Source organism: Nitrospirota bacterium (assembly GCA_035873375.1).
In the GTDB taxonomy this organism is placed as follows: Bacteria; Nitrospirota; Thermodesulfovibrionia; order Thermodesulfovibrionales; family JdFR-85; genus BMS3Bbin07.
Map to the genome: position 1 here is coordinate 1 of JAYWMQ010000057.1, position 16,000 is coordinate 16,000.

The following is a 16,000-nucleotide window of genomic DNA, read 5'->3' on the forward strand; positions in this document are numbered from 1 at the left end:
CCCCATGACTACTTCTCCTTCAAGACCTTGAGAGAGGCACGCGATACCTTTGAACGCGATTTTATCCTGAAAAAATTGCAGGAGAACAACTGGAATATATCCAGGACAGCAGAGGTGCTGCAGATTGAAAGGAGTAATCTCCACAGAAAAATAAAGGCCTTCGGTCTTTCACAGTAGCAGGTTTCGGGATTGCCGCTAGCGGAATGGAAAGGGACAGGGACACAGAGTTTTCACTCATTCTCGACAGACATCCTGTCTGTCTCCGAGGTAATTATCACATCTCACCATCCGGGTGAGACAAAAGTGATAATTAAATCCGTTCAAACTCTGTATCCCTGCCCCTTTCGAATTATCGACCGGTTTTCTGACGGCAATCCCTGTGCTATTGGTCAAGCTCCTGTGATTATGCTATAATTACAGGCAGTCCCTGCTCTGCGGGGTATATAGTGCGAAAACATTGATGGAGAGGTGCCCGAGTGGTTGAAGGGGCACGACTGGAAATCGTGTGTAGGGTTACCTACCGAGGGTTCGAATCCCTCCCTCTCCGCCAGATAAGAATATATTGCCTGGCCGCAGTCTTTAATGCTATCTGCGTATATCTGCGTTAATCTGCGGCACGATTAAAGTCCTGTCTCCTGAATGCAGTCGGGCAGCAGCCCTGCGCACGGGAAGAATGTGAATTCCGCCAGGTCCGGAAGGAAGCAACGGTAAGCATCTCAACCCGGTGCCGCAGTAAGTTGTTGCCTGGCTGCATTGAGAAGACAGGCTTACAATATCAACGTATAACCAATAATTTATGAGCTACATTGTCCTTGCAAGAAAGTGGAGACCTGATACCTTTGACGAGCTTGTCGGTCAGAAGACCATAAGCACTATCCTCAAGAACGCCATCTCCCAGGAAAGGATCGCCCATGCCTATCTCTTCTCCGGCCCCAGGGGTGTGGGAAAGACCTCTGCGGCGAGGATACTTGCAAAGGCCCTCAACTGTGCAGAAGGCCCGACCCCGCAGCCATGCGGGAAGTGCGAATTCTGCACGTCTGTTGCTGACGGACATGCTGTTGATGTTATGGAGATCGACGGGGCGTCCAACAACAGTGTGGAGGATATAAGAGACCTCAGGGAGAGGGTCAAGTATGCCCCATCCGCGGGGAGATACAAGATATACATTATTGATGAGGTCCACATGCTCAGTCAGTCGGCCTTTAATGCGCTTTTGAAAACCCTTGAAGAGCCGCCCCCTCATATAGTCTTTGTCCTGGCTACCACTGCCTCACAGAAGATCCCTGTTACTGTACTGTCGAGGTGCCAGCATCTCTCATTCAAGAGGGTGTCCTTTACGGAGATGAAAGAACATATAATGCATATAACCTCAGAAGAGGGTATAGGGATATCCGGGCAGGCAGTGGATATGATTGTCAGGGCAGCAGATGGAAGCATGAGGGATGCCCTCACACTTCTTGATCAGCTGTCAGCCTTTTCAGCACAGATAACAGACACTGATGTCCGGGACCTTTTGGGAGTAACGGACGTTGACAGGATTATAAAGATGACGGATGCCCTTCTTGGGGGTGACCGTAAGGAGATTATCTCTCTGGTTGACAGGCTATATGATTCAGGCACGGACTTCAGGGCATTTACAAGGGAGTTCCTGCAGTTTGTCCGGACACTGCTCATATCAAAAATCACCTCCTCTGCAGACGACGCCAGCCTTTCGGATATTGAGAAGGATTTTATAGCAAAGACCCTCCCTTCCGTGACTGAAGAAGAGCTGACCCTGCTGCTGTCTGAGGCCATAAAGATAGAGACGGATGTGCGGAATGCCTTTTCCCCGAGGATTGCCCTTGAGGTTGGGCTCATCAAGGTATCGCTGCTGAGTTCGCTGAGACCTGTAGGAGATATAATAAAGCGCATCCAGGGACTTGAGGCGACATCACGTCCAGCCCCCGTATCCCTCCCGAAAGCCTCACCGGAGAAATTGCCGGAAGTATTGCCGGAAAAATTACCTGAAGTATCGCCGGATTACCGGATGGACAATACGGAAGTGCCGGCACTTAAGGTCCGGGAGGTAAGCGAGGACGGTCCGGTGGATGAGGGGATGTGGGACAAGGTATTGTCAACGCTCGGGGAGCAGGATCACATACTTGCCTCCAAGCTAAAACATGCAGAGCCTGTTGTGAAGGCGGGCAAACTCATCCTGGCCTTTAACGGAGGACACAGCATCCATTCCGAATCCGTTAAAAAGAATCTGGAGGGGCTGAAGACAGTTCTCAGGGATTCCGGAGACCCTCTTCTGGGGGGAGTTAGGGGCATTGATGTAGTGCAGAGGTCAAAAAAAAAGAGTGAAAACGGCCGGTTACTTGTAACCCCTGAGGAAGAAAAGGTTATGAAGGTCTTTGGGGGCAGAATTATAGATAAAAGGAGGACGGATGTCTAAGAAAATGCTTGGAGACATAATGAAACAGGCCCAGAAGCTTCAGGCCGAGATGGCGAAGGTTCAGGAAGAGGCCAAAAGCAAAACAGTTGAGGCCGCTGCCGGCGGAGGTATGGTAACAGCGGTGGCCAATGGTGCCGGGGAGATCGTGTCGATAAAGATCGACCGTGAGGTTGTCAATCCCGACGATGTGGAGATGCTGGAGGACCTGATAGTGGCTGCAAGCAATGAAGCCCTTAGACGGGCACAGGAGATGGTCCAGTCCGAGATGTCCCGGCTTACCGGCGGACTCAAGCTGCCGGGGATGGGCGGGCTTGGAGACCTTTTTGGTAAATGAGGGGAATCATTGAAAACCTTACAGAGGAACTGACCCGGCTGCCGGGAATAGGCAGAAGAACCGCTCAGAGGCTGGCCTATTTTATACTCTCCATGCCTGAAAAAGATGCCAGGGCGATTGCCGGGGCGATTATAGATGTTAAGGAGAAGGCGAGGTTCTGCAGGGAATGTTTCAATATCACAGACGAGGAACTCTGCACTATCTGCAGGGATGAATCACGTGAACGTGAAAGCCTCTGTGTGGTGGAAGAACCAAGCAATATCGCTGTTATCGAGAGGACTAATTTCTTCAGGGGCCGCTACCATGTCCTGCTCGGCTCACTCTCTCCCATTGACGGCATTACCCCTGAGAGGCTGAAGCTGAAGGAGCTGAAAGAGAGGATTGAAAACTCCGGGGTTCAGGAAGTGATAATAGCCACAAACCCAAACACAAGGGGTGAGATGACGGCCAGGTATATAAAAGAGCTGCTTGCCCCTTACAATGTAAAAGTAACGAGGATTGCCTACGGTCTTCCCATGGGTGGAGATATCGAGTATGCAGATGAGGTAACCCTGGGAAAGGCCCTGGAGGGAAGGAGAGAGCTCCTGTAAAATGTTGAGACCTGCCTGTTAATTCGCATCCTTACTGAATCCTCTTTTTAAACCGTAAAGAGCTTAAGGTGACAACACCTATACTGAGCAGGAAAAGCGATAACGTCTGAGGCCAGAGAATATCCATGCCGCTGCCCTTTAAAAAAATTCCCCTGATGATTACAAGAAAATACCTGAGGGGATTGATATACGTTCCGTATTGTATGACCTGAGGCATGTTCTCAATGGGAAACATGAACCCGGAGAGGAGCACAGCCGGTATATAGAAAAGGAATGTTGCCATCATGGCCTGCTGTTGTGTTCTTGATATGGTGGATATGAGAAGTCCCATTCCGAGGACGGAAAGCAGATAGACTGCTGTGTTAAGTGCAAGCCAGAGCAGAGAACCCTCAATCGGAATATGAAACCAGAACACGGCCACTGTTGTGACAACAAGCATGTCGAAGAATCCTATGGCGGCAAAGGGGATGGTCTTGCCGAGCATGAGCTCTATGGGCCGTAGAGGGGTGACCATCAGCTGCTCCATTGTCCCGATCTCCCACTCCCTTACCACGGCCATGGAGGTGAGCAACAGACAGGTAAGCATGATAACGATGGCTATGACGCCGGGGACATTGTAGTTTCTGCTTCTCAGGTCAGGGTTATACCATGCCCGCGCGCGAAGGTCGATCGTTGGGGTTCCGGTTTCGATGTTCCTGCTTAAATCACCGGAGTAGTTCATTATGATCCTGTTTATGTACTCCATGGCCACAGTGGCGGTGTTTGAGTCAGTACCGTCCACAATCACCTGTATCGATGAGGGGATTCCTTTCTTCAGGTTTTCTGAAAAACCTCTGTTTATCTGTATGGTTGCAATGACCTTTCCCCTTTCAAGAAGGTCCTGTATCTCGTCGGCTTGCTCTACATGGACTTTCACTGAAAAATATCCGGAGGATTCAATCCGCTGTACCAACTCCCGGCTTTCAAGGGACTTGTCCAGGTCATACACTGCTGTAGAGATGTTGGTTACGTCGGTAGTGGCAGCATAACCAAAGGCGAGCATCTGGATCACGGGTGTGATGAAAATAATGGCCAGCATCCTCCTGTCCCTGAAGACCTGAATAAACTCCTTGATGATCATCTCTTTTATCCGTAAAAGCATGGCTATTCAATCCTCTTTTTAAATTGTTTGTTGGCTATGGCAAAAACCACAAGGGCAAAAAGACCAAGAAGGGCTGTCTCGAAAAGCAGCATATTCAAAGCATTTCCCTTCAGGAAGATATCTTTCAGTATGCTCACAAAGTACCGTGCAGGGATGGCGTAGGTGATTAACTGGAGGGGCTTGGGCATGTTTGCAATGGTGTACATGAACCCGGAAAGCAGAAAGGCGGGAAGGAAGGTTGCCACCATGGCTATCTGGCTTGCTACCAGCTGGGACTTTGCAACTATAGATATAAGCATTCCGAGGCTGAGTCCGCCAAAGAGAAACAGGGATGAGAGCACTGCCAGCAGAAAGAGGCTCCCCCTCATGGGTACATCAAATAAAAATACGGCGAGAAGCACCGATATAAGCATATCAATGAAGCCGATCAGAAAATATGGTATGAGTTTCCCCAGTATAAACTCCTGTGTTTTTACGGGGGTTGAGATGAGCTGTTCCATGGTTCCCCTCTCCCATTCACGTGCAACAGTAAGAGAGGTGAGAAGGGCTGCAATAACAGACATTATCACCGCGATTAGACCTGGAATGATGAAGTTTCTTGACTTAAGTTCCTCATTGAACCAGACCCGCACACGTGTGTCTATAAGCGGGGGACTCTGTCTGAGGGAAATCCTTTTTGAAAAGAGCCCTGTCACACCGGATACATAGCCCAGCGCAATGGTTGCTGTATTTGAATCACTTCCATCAACTATGACCTGAAGCCCGGCCGGTCTCCCCTTTTTTATATCTTCAGAGAAGTCCTGAGGGATGGTTATAGCCACCAATGCCTCGCCCCTGTCAAGATATCCGTCAATCTCTCCCTGGCTGTGGACGCTGTCTATTATTGTGAAATAATCCGATTCGCCGAATTGTGCCACGAGTTCCCTGCTCAGCATACTCTTGTCCAGGTCGCAGACTACGGTTTCCAGGTTATTCACATCGAGAGTTATGGCATAGCCGAAGATAAACAGGAGCATCACGGGCATCAGAAAGGCCATGGCAAGACTCAGGGGGTCCCGCCGGATCTGTATCAGCTCTTTTTTTGCAATCGCTCTGATCCTGGAAACTTTCATCTCATGCGCTCTCTATCAGCGTCACGAATACGTCTTCAAGTGACGGCATGATTTTATCAACCCTGATTACTTTAATCCCTGCATTCCCGAGCTCTCTTTCGATCTCCGGAATTGCAGTCTCCACATCATCGACAACAGCGTGAAGCAGGCTCCCGAAGAGCGCGCTTTCAAAGCCGCTCCGGCTCAAAACCTCAAGTGCCTCAAATGTCCTGTCTGTCTCTATCTCAAGGACGTGCCGGCTCATGTACTGCACCTTCAATTCAGTAGGCGTCCCCTCGGCAATGATCTTTCCCCTGTAGATAAGGGCAAGCCTGTCACAGTACTCAGCCTCGTTCATGTAATGGGTGGTGACAAAGACCGTGGTGCCCCCCTTTGCCATGTCGTAGATGAGACTCCAGAAGTTTCTCCTTGATACAGGGTCAACCCCTGATGTCGGTTCATCGAGAAATATTACAGGAGGCTCATGGAGCAGGGCGCATCCCAGTGCGAGTCTCTGTTTGATTCCTCCCGGCAGGGTCTTTGTAATCACAGCCCGTCTCTCCTTAAGTCCGGACATCTCAAGCACCCACTCCCTGCGCTCTTTCTTGTTTTTTCCCGTGACCCCGTACATTCCGCTGAAAAACGTGATGTTTTCCTCTACCGAGAGGTCATCGTAGAGGGAAAATTTCTGTGACATGTAGCCTATGGTCTTCTTGATCTTTTCCGACTCCTTTATGATGTCAAAGCCTCCTACAGTGCCGTTGCCACCTGTAGGCAGCAGGAGTCCGCAGAGCATCTTTATTGTAGTGGACTTCCCTGCACCGTTTGGTCCCAGGAAGCCGTAAATCTCTCCCCTGCTCACGGCAAAACCTATGCTCTCCACTGCGGTGAAATCACCGAATGTCCGGGTGAGACCCTCCACCTTTACGGCTATCTTCTTTTCATTCATCACCAGCCACCATTGTTATGAATATATCTTCAAGGGTGGGGACAATATTCTTCTGACCCTTCATCACAATTCCTGCTGCCTGGAGCTCTTCCCCTATCGTCTCAGTCAGTTCCGGACGTTCAAGTGCGATATGGAGACTGTCGCCGTAAATGCTTATGTTTTTTACGCCCGGGACTGTCTTTAGCGTCTTCATGGCCTTTCTCAGGTCATCAGCCCTGAGGGCGATCATGGGATAACCGAAGGACTTCTTCATTGCCACCGGGTCGTCCTCTGCCAGAAGCCTTCCATTATGGATAAGCCCGACCCTGGTGCATCGTTCCGCCTCGTCAAGATAGGCTGTTGATACGAATATGGTGATCCCCTCTTTCAGCAGGTCATAAAGTATCTTCCAGAAATCCCTTCTGGATACGGGATCAACCCCGTTTGTTGGCTCATCAAGGAATAGTATCTCAGGGGTGTGGATTAAGGCGCAGGCAAGGCCGAGTTTCTGTTTCATGCCGCCGGATAGTTTTCCGGCAAGCCTTGCCTTAAAAGGTGTAAGGTTGCTGAAGCCAAGAAGCCTCTCAATCCTTTCAGGCCTTTCTTTCCGGGGCACATCGTACAAGTCTGCGTAAAAGATAATATTCTCTATCACAGTAAGATCCTCGTAGAGACCGAACCTTTGCGACATATATCCGATCTTTTCCTTGACCCTCTCGCTTTCGGTTATCACGGAATGCCCTGCCACCCAGGCCTGACCGGAATCCGGCTCCATAATCGCGGTAAGAAGCCTCATCAGTGTGGTCTTTCCCGAGCCGTCAGGTCCTACAAGACCGTATATCTCACCCCTCCTGATCTCCAGATCGAGGTTGTCAATGGCCCGGTACTCTCCAAAGGATTTCAGGAGATTTTCCGTTCTTATTGCCACAGCTTCGTTATTCAAGGAGAATCCTCACATCTGCGGGCATCCCGGGTTTCAGTTCATCATTTTCATTGTTCACACTGATCTCTACTCCAAAGACAAGTTTCACCCTCTCTTCTTCAGTCTGAACGTTCTTCGGGGTAAACTCTGCCTTTGATGATATCCGGGTGATGGTACCCTCATAAATCTTCCCGGGATAGGAATCCGTTGTGATTTCCGCTTTCTGCCCCAGCTTTACAAGCCCCAGTCTGTCTTCTTTTATATAGATCTTTATCCAGGGATTTTGGAGATCCCCTAACGTGTATACAGGACTTCCACCTCTAACCGTTTCCCCGGTCTCAACATATTTTCTCAGTATCACACCTGATACAGGAGCATAAATCATGCTCTCTTTCAATCTTTCTTCAGATGCCCTGAGTGCTGCTTCAGCCTGCTGCACCCTGATTTTCTGTGCCTGCAATACCTCCTTTCTCGGTCCCTCCATAACGAGGCTCAAGGTCTCCCTGGCATGCTGAAAGCGTGAGAGGGCCACCTGATAAGCCTTTTCAGAACCATCCATTTGCCTGGCGGATATAGCGCCATTTTCAAACAGGAACCGGTCTCTCTCATAATTATTTTTGGCATTGCTGAAGACTGCCTTGGCATAACCGACATCAGCCCTTGCCCTTTCAATCTCCTGTGGCCTGGCCCCTGCCCTGAGCTCCTCAAGCTTCACCAGGGCTTCGTTTAAACGAGCCTTATGCTCCTGTACTCTGCTTTCAAGCTCCGCCCTGTCAACCATTGCGAGCATTTGCCCCTTTTCCACTCTCTGTCCCTCATCAGTATAAAGCCCGGTAACTCTGCCCGGATGTTTAAACCCCAGGTCTGTTTCCGTAACCTCCACATTACCCGAAGCAATAATGACCGCTTTTCCGGGTTTATGCCCGCGCTGCATTGCCAGGTAGATGGCTGTTGCAGTAATTGCGATTACAAGACCTGCTATTAAAAGTCGTTTCTTCATTTCGAACCCTCCTCATTTCCATCCATGCCGATGGCCTTATCCAGAGCGGCGATTGCAATGTCTTTATCGTAAATACCCTGATAGTATTCAACCCTGGCTCTCAGGAGGGCAGTCTGTGCATCAAGAACATCAGTGTTTGTCCCTGTCCCTGCTTTGTATTTCAATTGTTCTATTCTCAGGATTTCCTCTGCGGTTTCGATTCCCTTTGACAGGACTTCCATCCTCTCCAGGGCATTCTCGATGCCCAGGTGAGCATCTTTTATTTCTCTGAGAATTTTGAGGCGTAAAGCCCGCTCTTGTTCTTTTATCTTCTCCGCTTCTTTCCGGGCTCTGTTAACCTGGGTCTTTATTACCCCACCGTCAAAAACCGGTATCGTTAGCCTGAGGGAAACATACCAATCTTCCCTGAAATCGAAATTGCTCCCGGCGTTTTCAGTATATTTACCATGGAGGCTGACAAGGGGATGCCTTTTACCTGACAGGAGCCTTACCCGCTCAGCAGCCATTCTCTCTTTTTTCAGGACGGCCTTGTAGTCGGGCCTGCAGGAAAAAGCCTTTTCCCGGCTTTCCGCAATGTCAGGATATGTCCTGTTCATTATTTCAGGGACAACGGAGATTTCCGTATCCACATCTTCAATCCCCATAAAACTCTTCAGCAATTCATAGGCACTTTCGATGTTGTGTTTCACGAGCAGGGCACTATGCCTTGCATGTGAAAGTCCGGTCTCGGTATTCAGGAGATCAATCCGGGGAACATTGCCTGCCTTCAGGAAAAGCTCTACGTCCTTTTTGTGAGCCTCAAGCTGGCTCACCCTCTTCTCACTTGCTTCGAGGATCTTCTCAAGCTCAAGAATCTTGTAATAAATGCTGGTTACATTGAAAATGAGCTCCTGCCGGCCAAGGGCAAAAGCATCCTCAACAATGGACTTGCTTATCTCTGCAATCCTCACTTGCCGCTTGAGCCTTCCACCCATATATACCGGGAAGTTAAAAGAGACCCCGACCTCATAAGTCGGGTTATCAAACTCCGGAAAGCCACCTTCCATAGGTGAGCCTGTTATCGGCAGAACAGGGCGATCGTAGCGGGACCTGATTGTGTTGCCTATAAAATCCACTCTGGGAAACCTGCCACCCTTTGCTTCGTCAATGCTATAGTCTTCAATCTCTATATCCATCTGCAACGCCGCAAGTCGGGGATTATTTTCGAGGGCATATTGAACGGCTTCTGAAAGAGTATATGACTCCTTCCGCATTTCCCCATAGGCCAGATGTCCTGAAGCCAAGTTTCCTGCAAAAACAGCACATGTAAGCAGCATTATGATTTCCTTCATTTTCAGCCTCCCAAGTAAATATTCACTTACATCAAAGCCAAATATATTAATTTTATTTCAGACACTTTTCATAGTCCTTCCATAGCTTCATCCCCTCATCCACCAGAGAAAATGAAAACCCGCTCAGAGACCATTTAAGTGTCGTTACCTGCACCATACCGATTAATATCATGGAAGCAGCCTGGGAATTTACCCCCTCCTTGATCAGCCCATCCTTTTGCCCTTTTTTTATAATTTCGCTCAGCTTGCAGGAGTAAGCGGTTACCTTCTCTAAAAGTTTTTTTCTGATATGGGGCAGCCTCATGTGGAGTTCTTCTGAGAAAACAAGCCTGGGGATGCCGTCATTTTTCTCTATATACTCAAAATGGAGCCTGTATATCTCTTTTAGACGAGCAACTGGTGAACCGGCGGTCACTGTCTTAAGGTTTTCTTCGAGTCCTGCACCAATCTGTTCGGTCATGACATTGAGAATTTCTTCCTTGTTTTTAAAATGTCTGTAAAGAGTCGCCTCTGATATCCCAACCTCTTTGGCTATTGCAGCGGTTGTCAGTGCACCCAGCCCCCGGCTTCCAATGATCCTGAGGGCAGCCTGAACAATCTGTGTCCTCCTTGTTTTTCTGTCAAACTTTTTAGCTGTTTTATTCATCTCGCCTCATGTAAGTGATTATTTACTTACATTATGCCATCAGCTGAATTATTTGTCAAGTTTTTTTTTGTAGCCTGATGACAAGGGAAGAACATCAGGTTTTTAGTTAAGAAAAAAAGACCTTGACAATGCCACTAATCCACAGTATAATGGAATGATGGATATACATATAATTAATGTCCTCCCGGGTCTCTGTTTAGGGGAGTTTTCATTTGGAGGAGGCGCATGAAATTGAAGAGTATGGAACCGTGTTGTCCCGCAAAGCCCGAACTCAAAAGCCGTGCCCTGCTGACGGAAGATCAGGCAGTCTCCCTTGAGCAGACTTTCAAGATACTCGCCAATGGCACCAGGCTCAGGATACTGCATGCCCTCTTTCTGGCTGAAGAGATATGCGTAACGGATCTGGCGAAAACCCTGGGCATGAAACCCACGGCTGTTTCGAACCAGCTTCAGCGATTGACATTCAGCGGAATCATCGAGTCCCGCCGGGACGGGAACCAGATATTCTATCGTATAGTTGATCCCTGCGTGATCAAGCTTCTGGACAGCGCCTGGTGTCTCACTGCAGACGCAGAGGCGCGGGTGCGGGAAAGGAGTGAAGAATGAAATCCGGAATCATTGCCGTTGTTCTGGCCGGAATTGTCGTTATCGGGGGAATCGCGTATGCGTTCCATCGTACTGGAGACGGGCCGGTTGACGGGGTAGTTGCAGTCACCTCAAACCCACGCGGATCATCGGAAGTCGTTAATGTTGACGATCTTGCAAAAAAACCAGAAGATTTTAAGGGAGAATTCGTGCTGCGCGGTGCTGTTGCGGGTGTGAGAAAGACAGATGGGGTGTTTGCCGTAGTTGACGCCCGCGAGTTTGAATCCTGCGGTGTGCTGACGTGTGCTCTCAACACGATCCCTGTTAAATTCAACGGAGAGCTTCCTGCTCCCAAGTCAATAGTTGAGATTACCGGACGGGTGGTTCAAGGTGAAAAGGGGCTGATTATCAACGCTGAGAGTGTGGAAGTCGTAAAGTGAAGTGGATGATGCTGAGCGTCTTCCTTGCGATTTTCGCAGGTCACTTTCTGTATGCCACACGTGATGTTTCAATATCGAATGATAATGCGGAGTGGGCGGCTTACAAGTTTGAGCAGCCCGAAGAGTCCCGGTTGAATCGCTATATTGCTCCGGGCGAGTATTGGCTGGGTTTGTCATACGGACTTGCCGGGGCTTTTGCCGCGTTCAGCCTCCTCCGGGCCGTCAGGATGCGTCGTGAGGCCCTGGCCGCATCAGCGGGAGCAGCCGGCGGAATCGCTCTCGGCGGCCTGTTGTGGGCGGGAGTCTGTTTCCTTGTCGGCTGTTGCGGATCCCCCATGCTTCCCGTCTATCTGGGGCTTCTGGGACCAAAATTCCTTGGCGTCACCAAGCCGCTGACGTTTGGGTTGACGCTGCTCTCCATAGTTGTCGGCTCCGCATGGATGCCCAGGCAGAGACAAAAGGTGAAAGCTTAAAATGTCTACACTGATTTATATGAAGATACTGGAGCAGACTCCCGAAAAGTATGACCGGGGAATGCGTATTCTTACGTTTGGACGTATCGACCGGATCAAGCGGGAAATCGCCTTGACCCAGGTGGAGGCTGGAGACGAAGTCCTTGAGATCGGATGCGGGACAGGGACACTTGCCGCCATGATGAGCGCACGCGGAGCACACGTTGTGGGTATCGATATCTCGGAGGGTATGCTGGCTGCTGCCCGCAGGAATGCACCGGAGGCCGAGTTTATCCACATGACGGCAACGGAGATCGGCAGGTTAGGAAAAGAACGATTCGACAGGATTGTGGCAACGCTCTCCTTCAGCGAGCTTACGGAAGATGAACTCGACCTTGTACTGCAGGCCTCAACCGTTCTGCTTAAGGCAGGCGGCAAACTGGTGGTGGCCGATGAAGTCTTGCCTTGCCGGTGGTGGAGCCGCGTTGCTGCACGTCTGATCCGCTGGCCTTTGGCTGCAATCACTTTTCTGCTTACCCAAAACACCACGCACGCACTCAGGATGTTTGAAGCGCGGCTTGGGAGAGCCGGTTTTGAAGTTGCAAGCCGTAAGGACCACCTATTCGGAACTCTCGCACTCATCAAGGCGGAGAAATCATGATCCGGGATTTTATAAAAGACCTCTGGCTCCTCTTCGGCCGCCTCTTTCCCTTTCCCACAAAACCGGGACTCCACCGGGTGGGCAATCCCGACCGCTCTTCTCCGGTGCTGGTTACGTGCAACTTTGAACTGACGGTACGCAAGGTGGTTCAGACCCTGAAGCGTGACGCCGTTGATGCATGGCTGCTCGTTGCCCCGACAAAGGGTATCAATGTATGGTGTGCCGCAGGTGGCGGACACTTTACAACCGATACCGTTGTCTCTATTATCAACACGAGCGGGATTGAAAGCATGGTCGACCACCGCAAACTCATCCTCCCGCAATTGTCGGCAACCGGGGTAAATATCCGGGCACTGAAAAAACGTACAGGCTGGAACCCCTGCTTTGGTCCCGTGGACATCAAACATCTGGCTGCATATCTCGGAAGAGGAAAACTCAAGGCAGAGCAGGAATACCGCCGCGTGACCTTTCCCTTCAGGGACCGGCTCGTCATGGGGACAAACCTCGGGTTCAACTCTTTGCTCTTTCTTCTCCTGCCCATGCTTGTTGTTTCGATCTGGAAAAGCGGCCTCTGGTGGAAATCCATTCCCCTGCTCTTTGTCCTTGCAGTACTCAATACCGTGCTGGTCTTTTGGCTGCCTGGAAAACCCGGAGTGCAGAAAGGCTTTTCGCTCGGCCTCATGGCTTCGGCGCTGTTCGTGGTTGTTTCTCAGGCCGTATGGGGAATGGGGCCGTGGGAGACTATGGGCTGGACGGGATGGATAGTCTTTCTCTCAACCTACCTCGGCTATGACATGCCGAGCTGGTCGCCTCTGTGGCGGGCGGATGTTAAAGAACTTGTCCTGGGAGTGAAACGCACGCGTGTTGAAGTTATTGCGGAACAATGTATCGGCTGTGGACTTTGCACAACCGTTTGCCCGGCCAACGTATTTAAAATGGATTCCGCTACAAGGAAATCCGCGGTTGTGAACCTTGACGCCTGCCAGGCTTGCGGCGCATGCATTGAAAATTGTCCGAACGAGGCGATCAGGAACAACTTTCGCGCAGGAATCTGCTCCTGCCCTACGTGTACAGTAATCAATGCCGCCAAATCACTTGCGCAACCGGCAGATAAACAAAACGAACCGGATGTTGAGGCACCGGAGTTGCGCTCTATCCGGATTATCGACAACGTCAGTTTACATAAAACCACGGAGGATTTACATGAATAACAATACATCTGCAAAACCTGCCCGTCTTTCCTGGCTGGGGTCAGCTACCAGCCTGTTTGCCGTGGTTGCCTGTTACGGCACCGTGGCGGCCGTGGCCCTGCTCTCCCTTGTTGGTGTCAGCGTGAAACTTGATGAATCGTTCATGGTGAAACTTATCACAGTGCTGCTGATAGCGGCTTTACTGGGGATGGGCAATTCCTTTCGTCTGCACCGGCATGCCGGTCCCCTCTTGCTGAGTATCGCAGCGGCTGCGCTCTTGTTTTGGGTATTCTACGGCAAATACTCAAAGCCACTTGAGCTGACCGGTTTTGCTGTATTGTTGGCTGCCTCGGTGTGGGACTTTCGGGTTAAGAAGCGCTCCTGTGTATGCAGTGAAGAGGCCCACTGCAGAGAGAAATGCGGAACGCCTCCCCCTGACAGTTAAAAAAGCATCTTTGCCTCGTGTATGCCCTGGATTACCATTTGTGTTCCGATAACGGCCAATATAAGACCCATCAGGCGGGTTACCACGTTTATTCCATTGATACCTATGAATTTGACGAGACGTTGCCCGAAAATAAAGAACAGATAGGTAATTCCACAGAGCACTGCAAAGGAAGCCACGGTAATAGCAATCTCCAGGATATTGCCTGTGGCCGAATAATTCATTGCTGTTGCAATAGTACCCGGCCCGGCTAAAATGGGCATTGCCAACGGCGATACGGCAATACTTAATTTTGCCTCTTTGGCATTATTGGTGTCCTCTTTGGTGGGATTATGGATAGTAGACTGTTCTCCGTGCAGCATTTGAAACCCTACAAGAATAATAAGTGCGCCACCGGTGATACGAAATGCCGGCAGCGTTATTCCAAACAACTCAAAAATTACCTTTCCCAGGATACAGAAGAGAAAGACTATAAGAAAAGCCGTTAGTAAGGATCTGAGAGCAATTTGTTTCCTGGTTGCCAGATCATCATCACCCGTTAATCCAATAAAGATAGGCGTGTTGGCAATAGGGTTCATTATTGCAAAGAAACCCAAAAAAACCGTTAATGAATGGCTCGATAAGTTGCTCATTTCTCCTCGGCAAAAATGGCCTTTGAGATTCAGTTTCCTGCTGTGCCCGGCAATGCCATCAACATGAAAATTCTAACACTATATATCTTACCATTTGGTCCTTGGTCGGCGCCTTCCTTCTATCTGTTGTTCCGGCAGTTCTTAATCCGGAAGCCGGTGTTTTCTGATCCGTAATGATGCGGTATGCATAAAGAGCAGCCCGGCATTTCTCCGTCCTCTGGAGTATATACAGGATTGAATGCTTTTTGTCACGATTCAAGGCCAGAACCCCAGAGGATGAATATCGCACTCTCCTGTCTCGTACGCATTGAACGAGTATGTAAGCTTGACAAGGTGTATTATAAGTGTTACACTATTCACAAAAGGAGGTATCGTTCATGCCTGCAAAAAATCCGAGAATAAATGTTGTTTTGGAAGAGCCTCTATATAACAGCATTGAACGTCTGGCCAGAAGAGACGGTGTTTCGTTATCTCTGAAGGTACGTGACCTTGTAAAAGAGGCTCTGGAAATCGAGGAAGATATGGCATTGTCCGGTTTTGCTGAAGAAAGGGAGAAAACCTTCAGAAAAACCAAAGCCCTCAAACATGATGAGGTCTGGTAAGCTTGCCATTTGAACTTAAATACCATCCTGATGTCAAAGAAATCGACACACCTTCCCTCAATGCCGGATTAAAAAAACGAATCAAGAATGCAATTGAAACCCGTCTCAAGACAGCTCCGGATCAGTACGGAGAACCTTTAAGAAAGACGCTTAAAGGATACTGGAAATTAAGGGTGGGAGATTACAGAGTAGTTTTCAAAATCAAGGGAAAAGAGATATGGATACTCGGGATCATTCATAGAAAAAAAGTGTATGAAAAGATATGGAAAAGAACCTGAGTCCTGCTTAAGAGAAGTCTTCCCTGATTTTAAATTTCACTATATTCACAACAGACAGAAGAAGTCCGGCATCCCTGATAGCATGTATTTAAATGCCGGTTTAATACGGAGCTTGCCATATGAATTTATGGATTCTTTTATTCCTTGTCAATAGTAAAGATTTGAACCCAGATTTCCCCCCGCAGGGACATTTTCTCTATTGAGGCACACATCGTAATGCGTTGTCAGATCAGCCGGAATATCAATCATATGTAGTTATCACATTTCCATCCAAGTATCGCATCTGTGATGTTAAACA

20 protein-coding genes, 1 tRNA gene and 1 other RNA gene are annotated in these 16,000 nt (G+C 49.3%); 14 read left to right on the plus strand and 8 right to left on the minus strand.

Features of this window, described 5'->3' with window-relative positions:
- The 6 genes from VST71_11980 to recR all read left to right on the plus strand — a co-directional run.
- The coding region (locus VST71_11980; protein MEC4686437.1) for a helix-turn-helix domain-containing protein at positions 1-177 on the plus strand (177 nt) is incomplete at its 5' end.
- Positions 178-462: 285 nt separating this feature from the next.
- Positions 463-550: transfer RNA gene (locus VST71_11985), tRNA-Ser, on the plus strand.
- Positions 551-649: 99 nt separating this feature from the next.
- An RNA gene (gene ffs / locus VST71_11990) (signal recognition particle sRNA small type) lies at positions 650-747 on the plus strand.
- Positions 748-796: 49 nt separating this feature from the next.
- The gene (gene dnaX / locus VST71_11995; GenBank protein ID MEC4686438.1) at positions 797-2,434 is read left to right on the plus strand and encodes a DNA polymerase III subunit gamma/tau; all 1,638 of its coding nucleotides are present in this window, start codon (positions 797-799) and stop codon (positions 2,432-2,434) included.
- The gene (locus VST71_12000) at positions 2,427-2,768 is read left to right on the plus strand and encodes a YbaB/EbfC family nucleoid-associated protein (GenBank protein MEC4686439.1); all 342 of its coding nucleotides are present in this window, start codon (positions 2,427-2,429) and stop codon (positions 2,766-2,768) included. Before dnaX ends, VST71_12000 begins: the two co-directional genes overlap by 8 nt.
- Positions 2,765-3,358 (plus strand): recombination mediator RecR, encoded by a 594-nt coding sequence (gene recR / locus VST71_12005; protein ID MEC4686440.1) that lies wholly within the window; start codon positions 2,765-2,767, stop codon positions 3,356-3,358. The genes VST71_12000 and recR overlap by 4 nt, the downstream gene beginning before the upstream one ends.
- 31 nt (positions 3,359-3,389) lie before the next feature.
- Here recR and VST71_12010 read toward each other — a convergent pair whose 3' ends face one another.
- The 7 genes from VST71_12010 to VST71_12040 are packed head-to-tail and all read right to left on the minus strand — an operon-like array spanning position 3,390 to position 10,417.
- Positions 3,390-4,499, minus strand: a complete 1,110-nt coding sequence (locus VST71_12010; protein ID MEC4686441.1) for an ABC transporter permease — start codon at positions 4,497-4,499, stop codon at positions 3,390-3,392.
- A 2-nt stretch (positions 4,500-4,501) separates the two neighbouring features.
- Positions 4,502-5,611 carry an ABC transporter permease gene (locus VST71_12015; GenBank protein MEC4686442.1) on the minus strand — a complete coding sequence of 370 codons (1,110 nt, stop codon included), beginning with the start codon at positions 5,609-5,611 and terminating at the stop codon, positions 4,502-4,504.
- A gap of 1 nt (position 5,612) precedes the next feature.
- Positions 5,613-6,539, minus strand: a complete 927-nt coding sequence (locus tag VST71_12020) for an ABC transporter ATP-binding protein (GenBank protein MEC4686443.1) — start codon at positions 6,537-6,539, stop codon at positions 5,613-5,615.
- The gene (locus tag VST71_12025; GenBank protein MEC4686444.1) at positions 6,532-7,461 is read right to left on the minus strand and encodes an ABC transporter ATP-binding protein; all 930 of its coding nucleotides are present in this window, start codon (positions 7,459-7,461) and stop codon (positions 6,532-6,534) included. Before VST71_12025 ends, VST71_12020 begins: the two co-directional genes overlap by 8 nt.
- Positions 7,454-8,440 carry an efflux RND transporter periplasmic adaptor subunit gene (locus tag VST71_12030; GenBank protein ID MEC4686445.1) on the minus strand — a complete coding sequence of 329 codons (987 nt, stop codon included), beginning with the start codon at positions 8,438-8,440 and terminating at the stop codon, positions 7,454-7,456. Before VST71_12030 ends, VST71_12025 begins: the two co-directional genes overlap by 8 nt.
- A complete protein-coding gene (locus VST71_12035) occupies positions 8,437-9,771 on the minus strand; it encodes a TolC family protein (protein MEC4686446.1) in 1,335 nt (444 codons plus the stop codon). Before VST71_12035 ends, VST71_12030 begins: the two co-directional genes overlap by 4 nt.
- Positions 9,772-9,823: 52 nt before the next feature.
- A complete protein-coding gene (locus tag VST71_12040; GenBank protein MEC4686447.1) occupies positions 9,824-10,417 on the minus strand; it encodes a TetR/AcrR family transcriptional regulator in 594 nt (197 codons plus the stop codon).
- A 225-nt stretch (positions 10,418-10,642) separates the two neighbouring features.
- On the opposite strand from VST71_12040, the gene VST71_12045 reads away from it, so the two are divergent.
- The 6 genes from VST71_12045 (at position 10,643) to VST71_12070 (ending at position 14,190) form a co-directional block, all read left to right on the plus strand.
- Complete coding sequence (locus VST71_12045; GenBank protein ID MEC4686448.1) at positions 10,643-11,023, plus strand: metalloregulator ArsR/SmtB family transcription factor; 381 nt, start codon at positions 10,643-10,645, stop codon at positions 11,021-11,023.
- Positions 11,020-11,442, plus strand: a complete 423-nt coding sequence (locus VST71_12050; protein ID MEC4686449.1) for a hypothetical protein — start codon at positions 11,020-11,022, stop codon at positions 11,440-11,442. The genes VST71_12045 and VST71_12050 overlap by 4 nt, the downstream gene beginning before the upstream one ends.
- 131 nt (positions 11,443-11,573) lie before the next feature.
- Complete coding sequence (locus VST71_12055; protein ID MEC4686450.1) at positions 11,574-11,915, plus strand: hypothetical protein; 342 nt, start codon at positions 11,574-11,576, stop codon at positions 11,913-11,915.
- 1 nt (position 11,916) lies between these two features.
- A complete protein-coding gene (cpaM, locus tag VST71_12060) occupies positions 11,917-12,555 on the plus strand; it encodes a corrinoid protein-associated methyltransferase CpaM (protein ID MEC4686451.1) in 639 nt (212 codons plus the stop codon).
- Complete coding sequence (locus VST71_12065) at positions 12,552-13,766, plus strand: HgcAB-like fusion protein (GenBank protein MEC4686452.1); 1,215 nt, start codon at positions 12,552-12,554, stop codon at positions 13,764-13,766. Before cpaM ends, VST71_12065 begins: the two co-directional genes overlap by 4 nt.
- Entirely contained in the window at positions 13,759-14,190 is a 432-nt protein-coding gene (locus VST71_12070; GenBank protein ID MEC4686453.1) for a MerC family mercury resistance protein, read from the plus strand. Before VST71_12065 ends, VST71_12070 begins: the two co-directional genes overlap by 8 nt.
- On the opposite strand, the gene VST71_12075 is transcribed toward VST71_12070, so the two are convergent.
- Positions 14,187-14,822, minus strand: a complete 636-nt coding sequence (locus tag VST71_12075) for a MarC family protein (GenBank protein MEC4686454.1) — start codon at positions 14,820-14,822, stop codon at positions 14,187-14,189. The genes VST71_12070 and VST71_12075 overlap by 4 nt on opposite strands.
- A gap of 377 nt (positions 14,823-15,199) precedes the next feature.
- Between VST71_12075 and VST71_12080 the strand changes: the two genes are divergently transcribed.
- Complete coding sequence (locus VST71_12080; GenBank protein MEC4686455.1) at positions 15,200-15,424, plus strand: hypothetical protein; 225 nt, start codon at positions 15,200-15,202, stop codon at positions 15,422-15,424.
- Between the two features lie 2 nt (positions 15,425-15,426).
- Positions 15,427-15,702, plus strand: a complete 276-nt coding sequence (locus tag VST71_12085; protein ID MEC4686456.1) for a type II toxin-antitoxin system RelE/ParE family toxin — start codon at positions 15,427-15,429, stop codon at positions 15,700-15,702.
- The last annotated feature ends 298 nt before the right edge of the window (positions 15,703-16,000 follow it).

Coding starts and splice junctions, on each gene's coding strand:
- dnaX (MEC4686438.1), top strand. CDS start 797: ATGAGCTACATTGTCCTTGCAAGAAAGTGGAGACCTGATACCTTTGAC.
- VST71_12000 (MEC4686439.1), top strand. CDS start 2,427: ATGTCTAAGAAAATGCTTGGAGACATAATGAAACAGGCCCAGAAGCTT.
- recR (MEC4686440.1), top strand. CDS start 2,765: ATGAGGGGAATCATTGAAAACCTTACAGAGGAACTGACCCGGCTGCCG.
- VST71_12010 (MEC4686441.1), bottom strand. CDS start 4,499: ATGCTTTTACGGATAAAAGAGATGATCATCAAGGAGTTTATTCAGGTC.
- VST71_12015 (MEC4686442.1), bottom strand. CDS start 5,611: ATGAAAGTTTCCAGGATCAGAGCGATTGCAAAAAAAGAGCTGATACAG.
- VST71_12020 (MEC4686443.1), bottom strand. CDS start 6,539: ATGAATGAAAAGAAGATAGCCGTAAAGGTGGAGGGTCTCACCCGGACA.
- VST71_12030 (MEC4686445.1), bottom strand. CDS start 8,440: ATGAAGAAACGACTTTTAATAGCAGGTCTTGTAATCGCAATTACTGCA.
- VST71_12035 (MEC4686446.1), bottom strand. CDS start 9,771: ATGAAGGAAATCATAATGCTGCTTACATGTGCTGTTTTTGCAGGAAAC.
- VST71_12040 (MEC4686447.1), bottom strand. CDS start 10,417: ATGAATAAAACAGCTAAAAAGTTTGACAGAAAAACAAGGAGGACACAG.
- VST71_12045 (MEC4686448.1), top strand. CDS start 10,643: ATGAAATTGAAGAGTATGGAACCGTGTTGTCCCGCAAAGCCCGAACTC.
- VST71_12050 (MEC4686449.1), top strand. CDS start 11,020: ATGAAATCCGGAATCATTGCCGTTGTTCTGGCCGGAATTGTCGTTATC.
- cpaM (MEC4686451.1), top strand. CDS start 11,917: ATGTCTACACTGATTTATATGAAGATACTGGAGCAGACTCCCGAAAAG.
- VST71_12065 (MEC4686452.1), top strand. CDS start 12,552: ATGATCCGGGATTTTATAAAAGACCTCTGGCTCCTCTTCGGCCGCCTC.
- VST71_12070 (MEC4686453.1), top strand. CDS start 13,759: ATGAATAACAATACATCTGCAAAACCTGCCCGTCTTTCCTGGCTGGGG.
- VST71_12075 (MEC4686454.1), bottom strand. CDS start 14,822: ATGAGCAACTTATCGAGCCATTCATTAACGGTTTTTTTGGGTTTCTTT.
- VST71_12080 (MEC4686455.1), top strand. CDS start 15,200: ATGCCTGCAAAAAATCCGAGAATAAATGTTGTTTTGGAAGAGCCTCTA.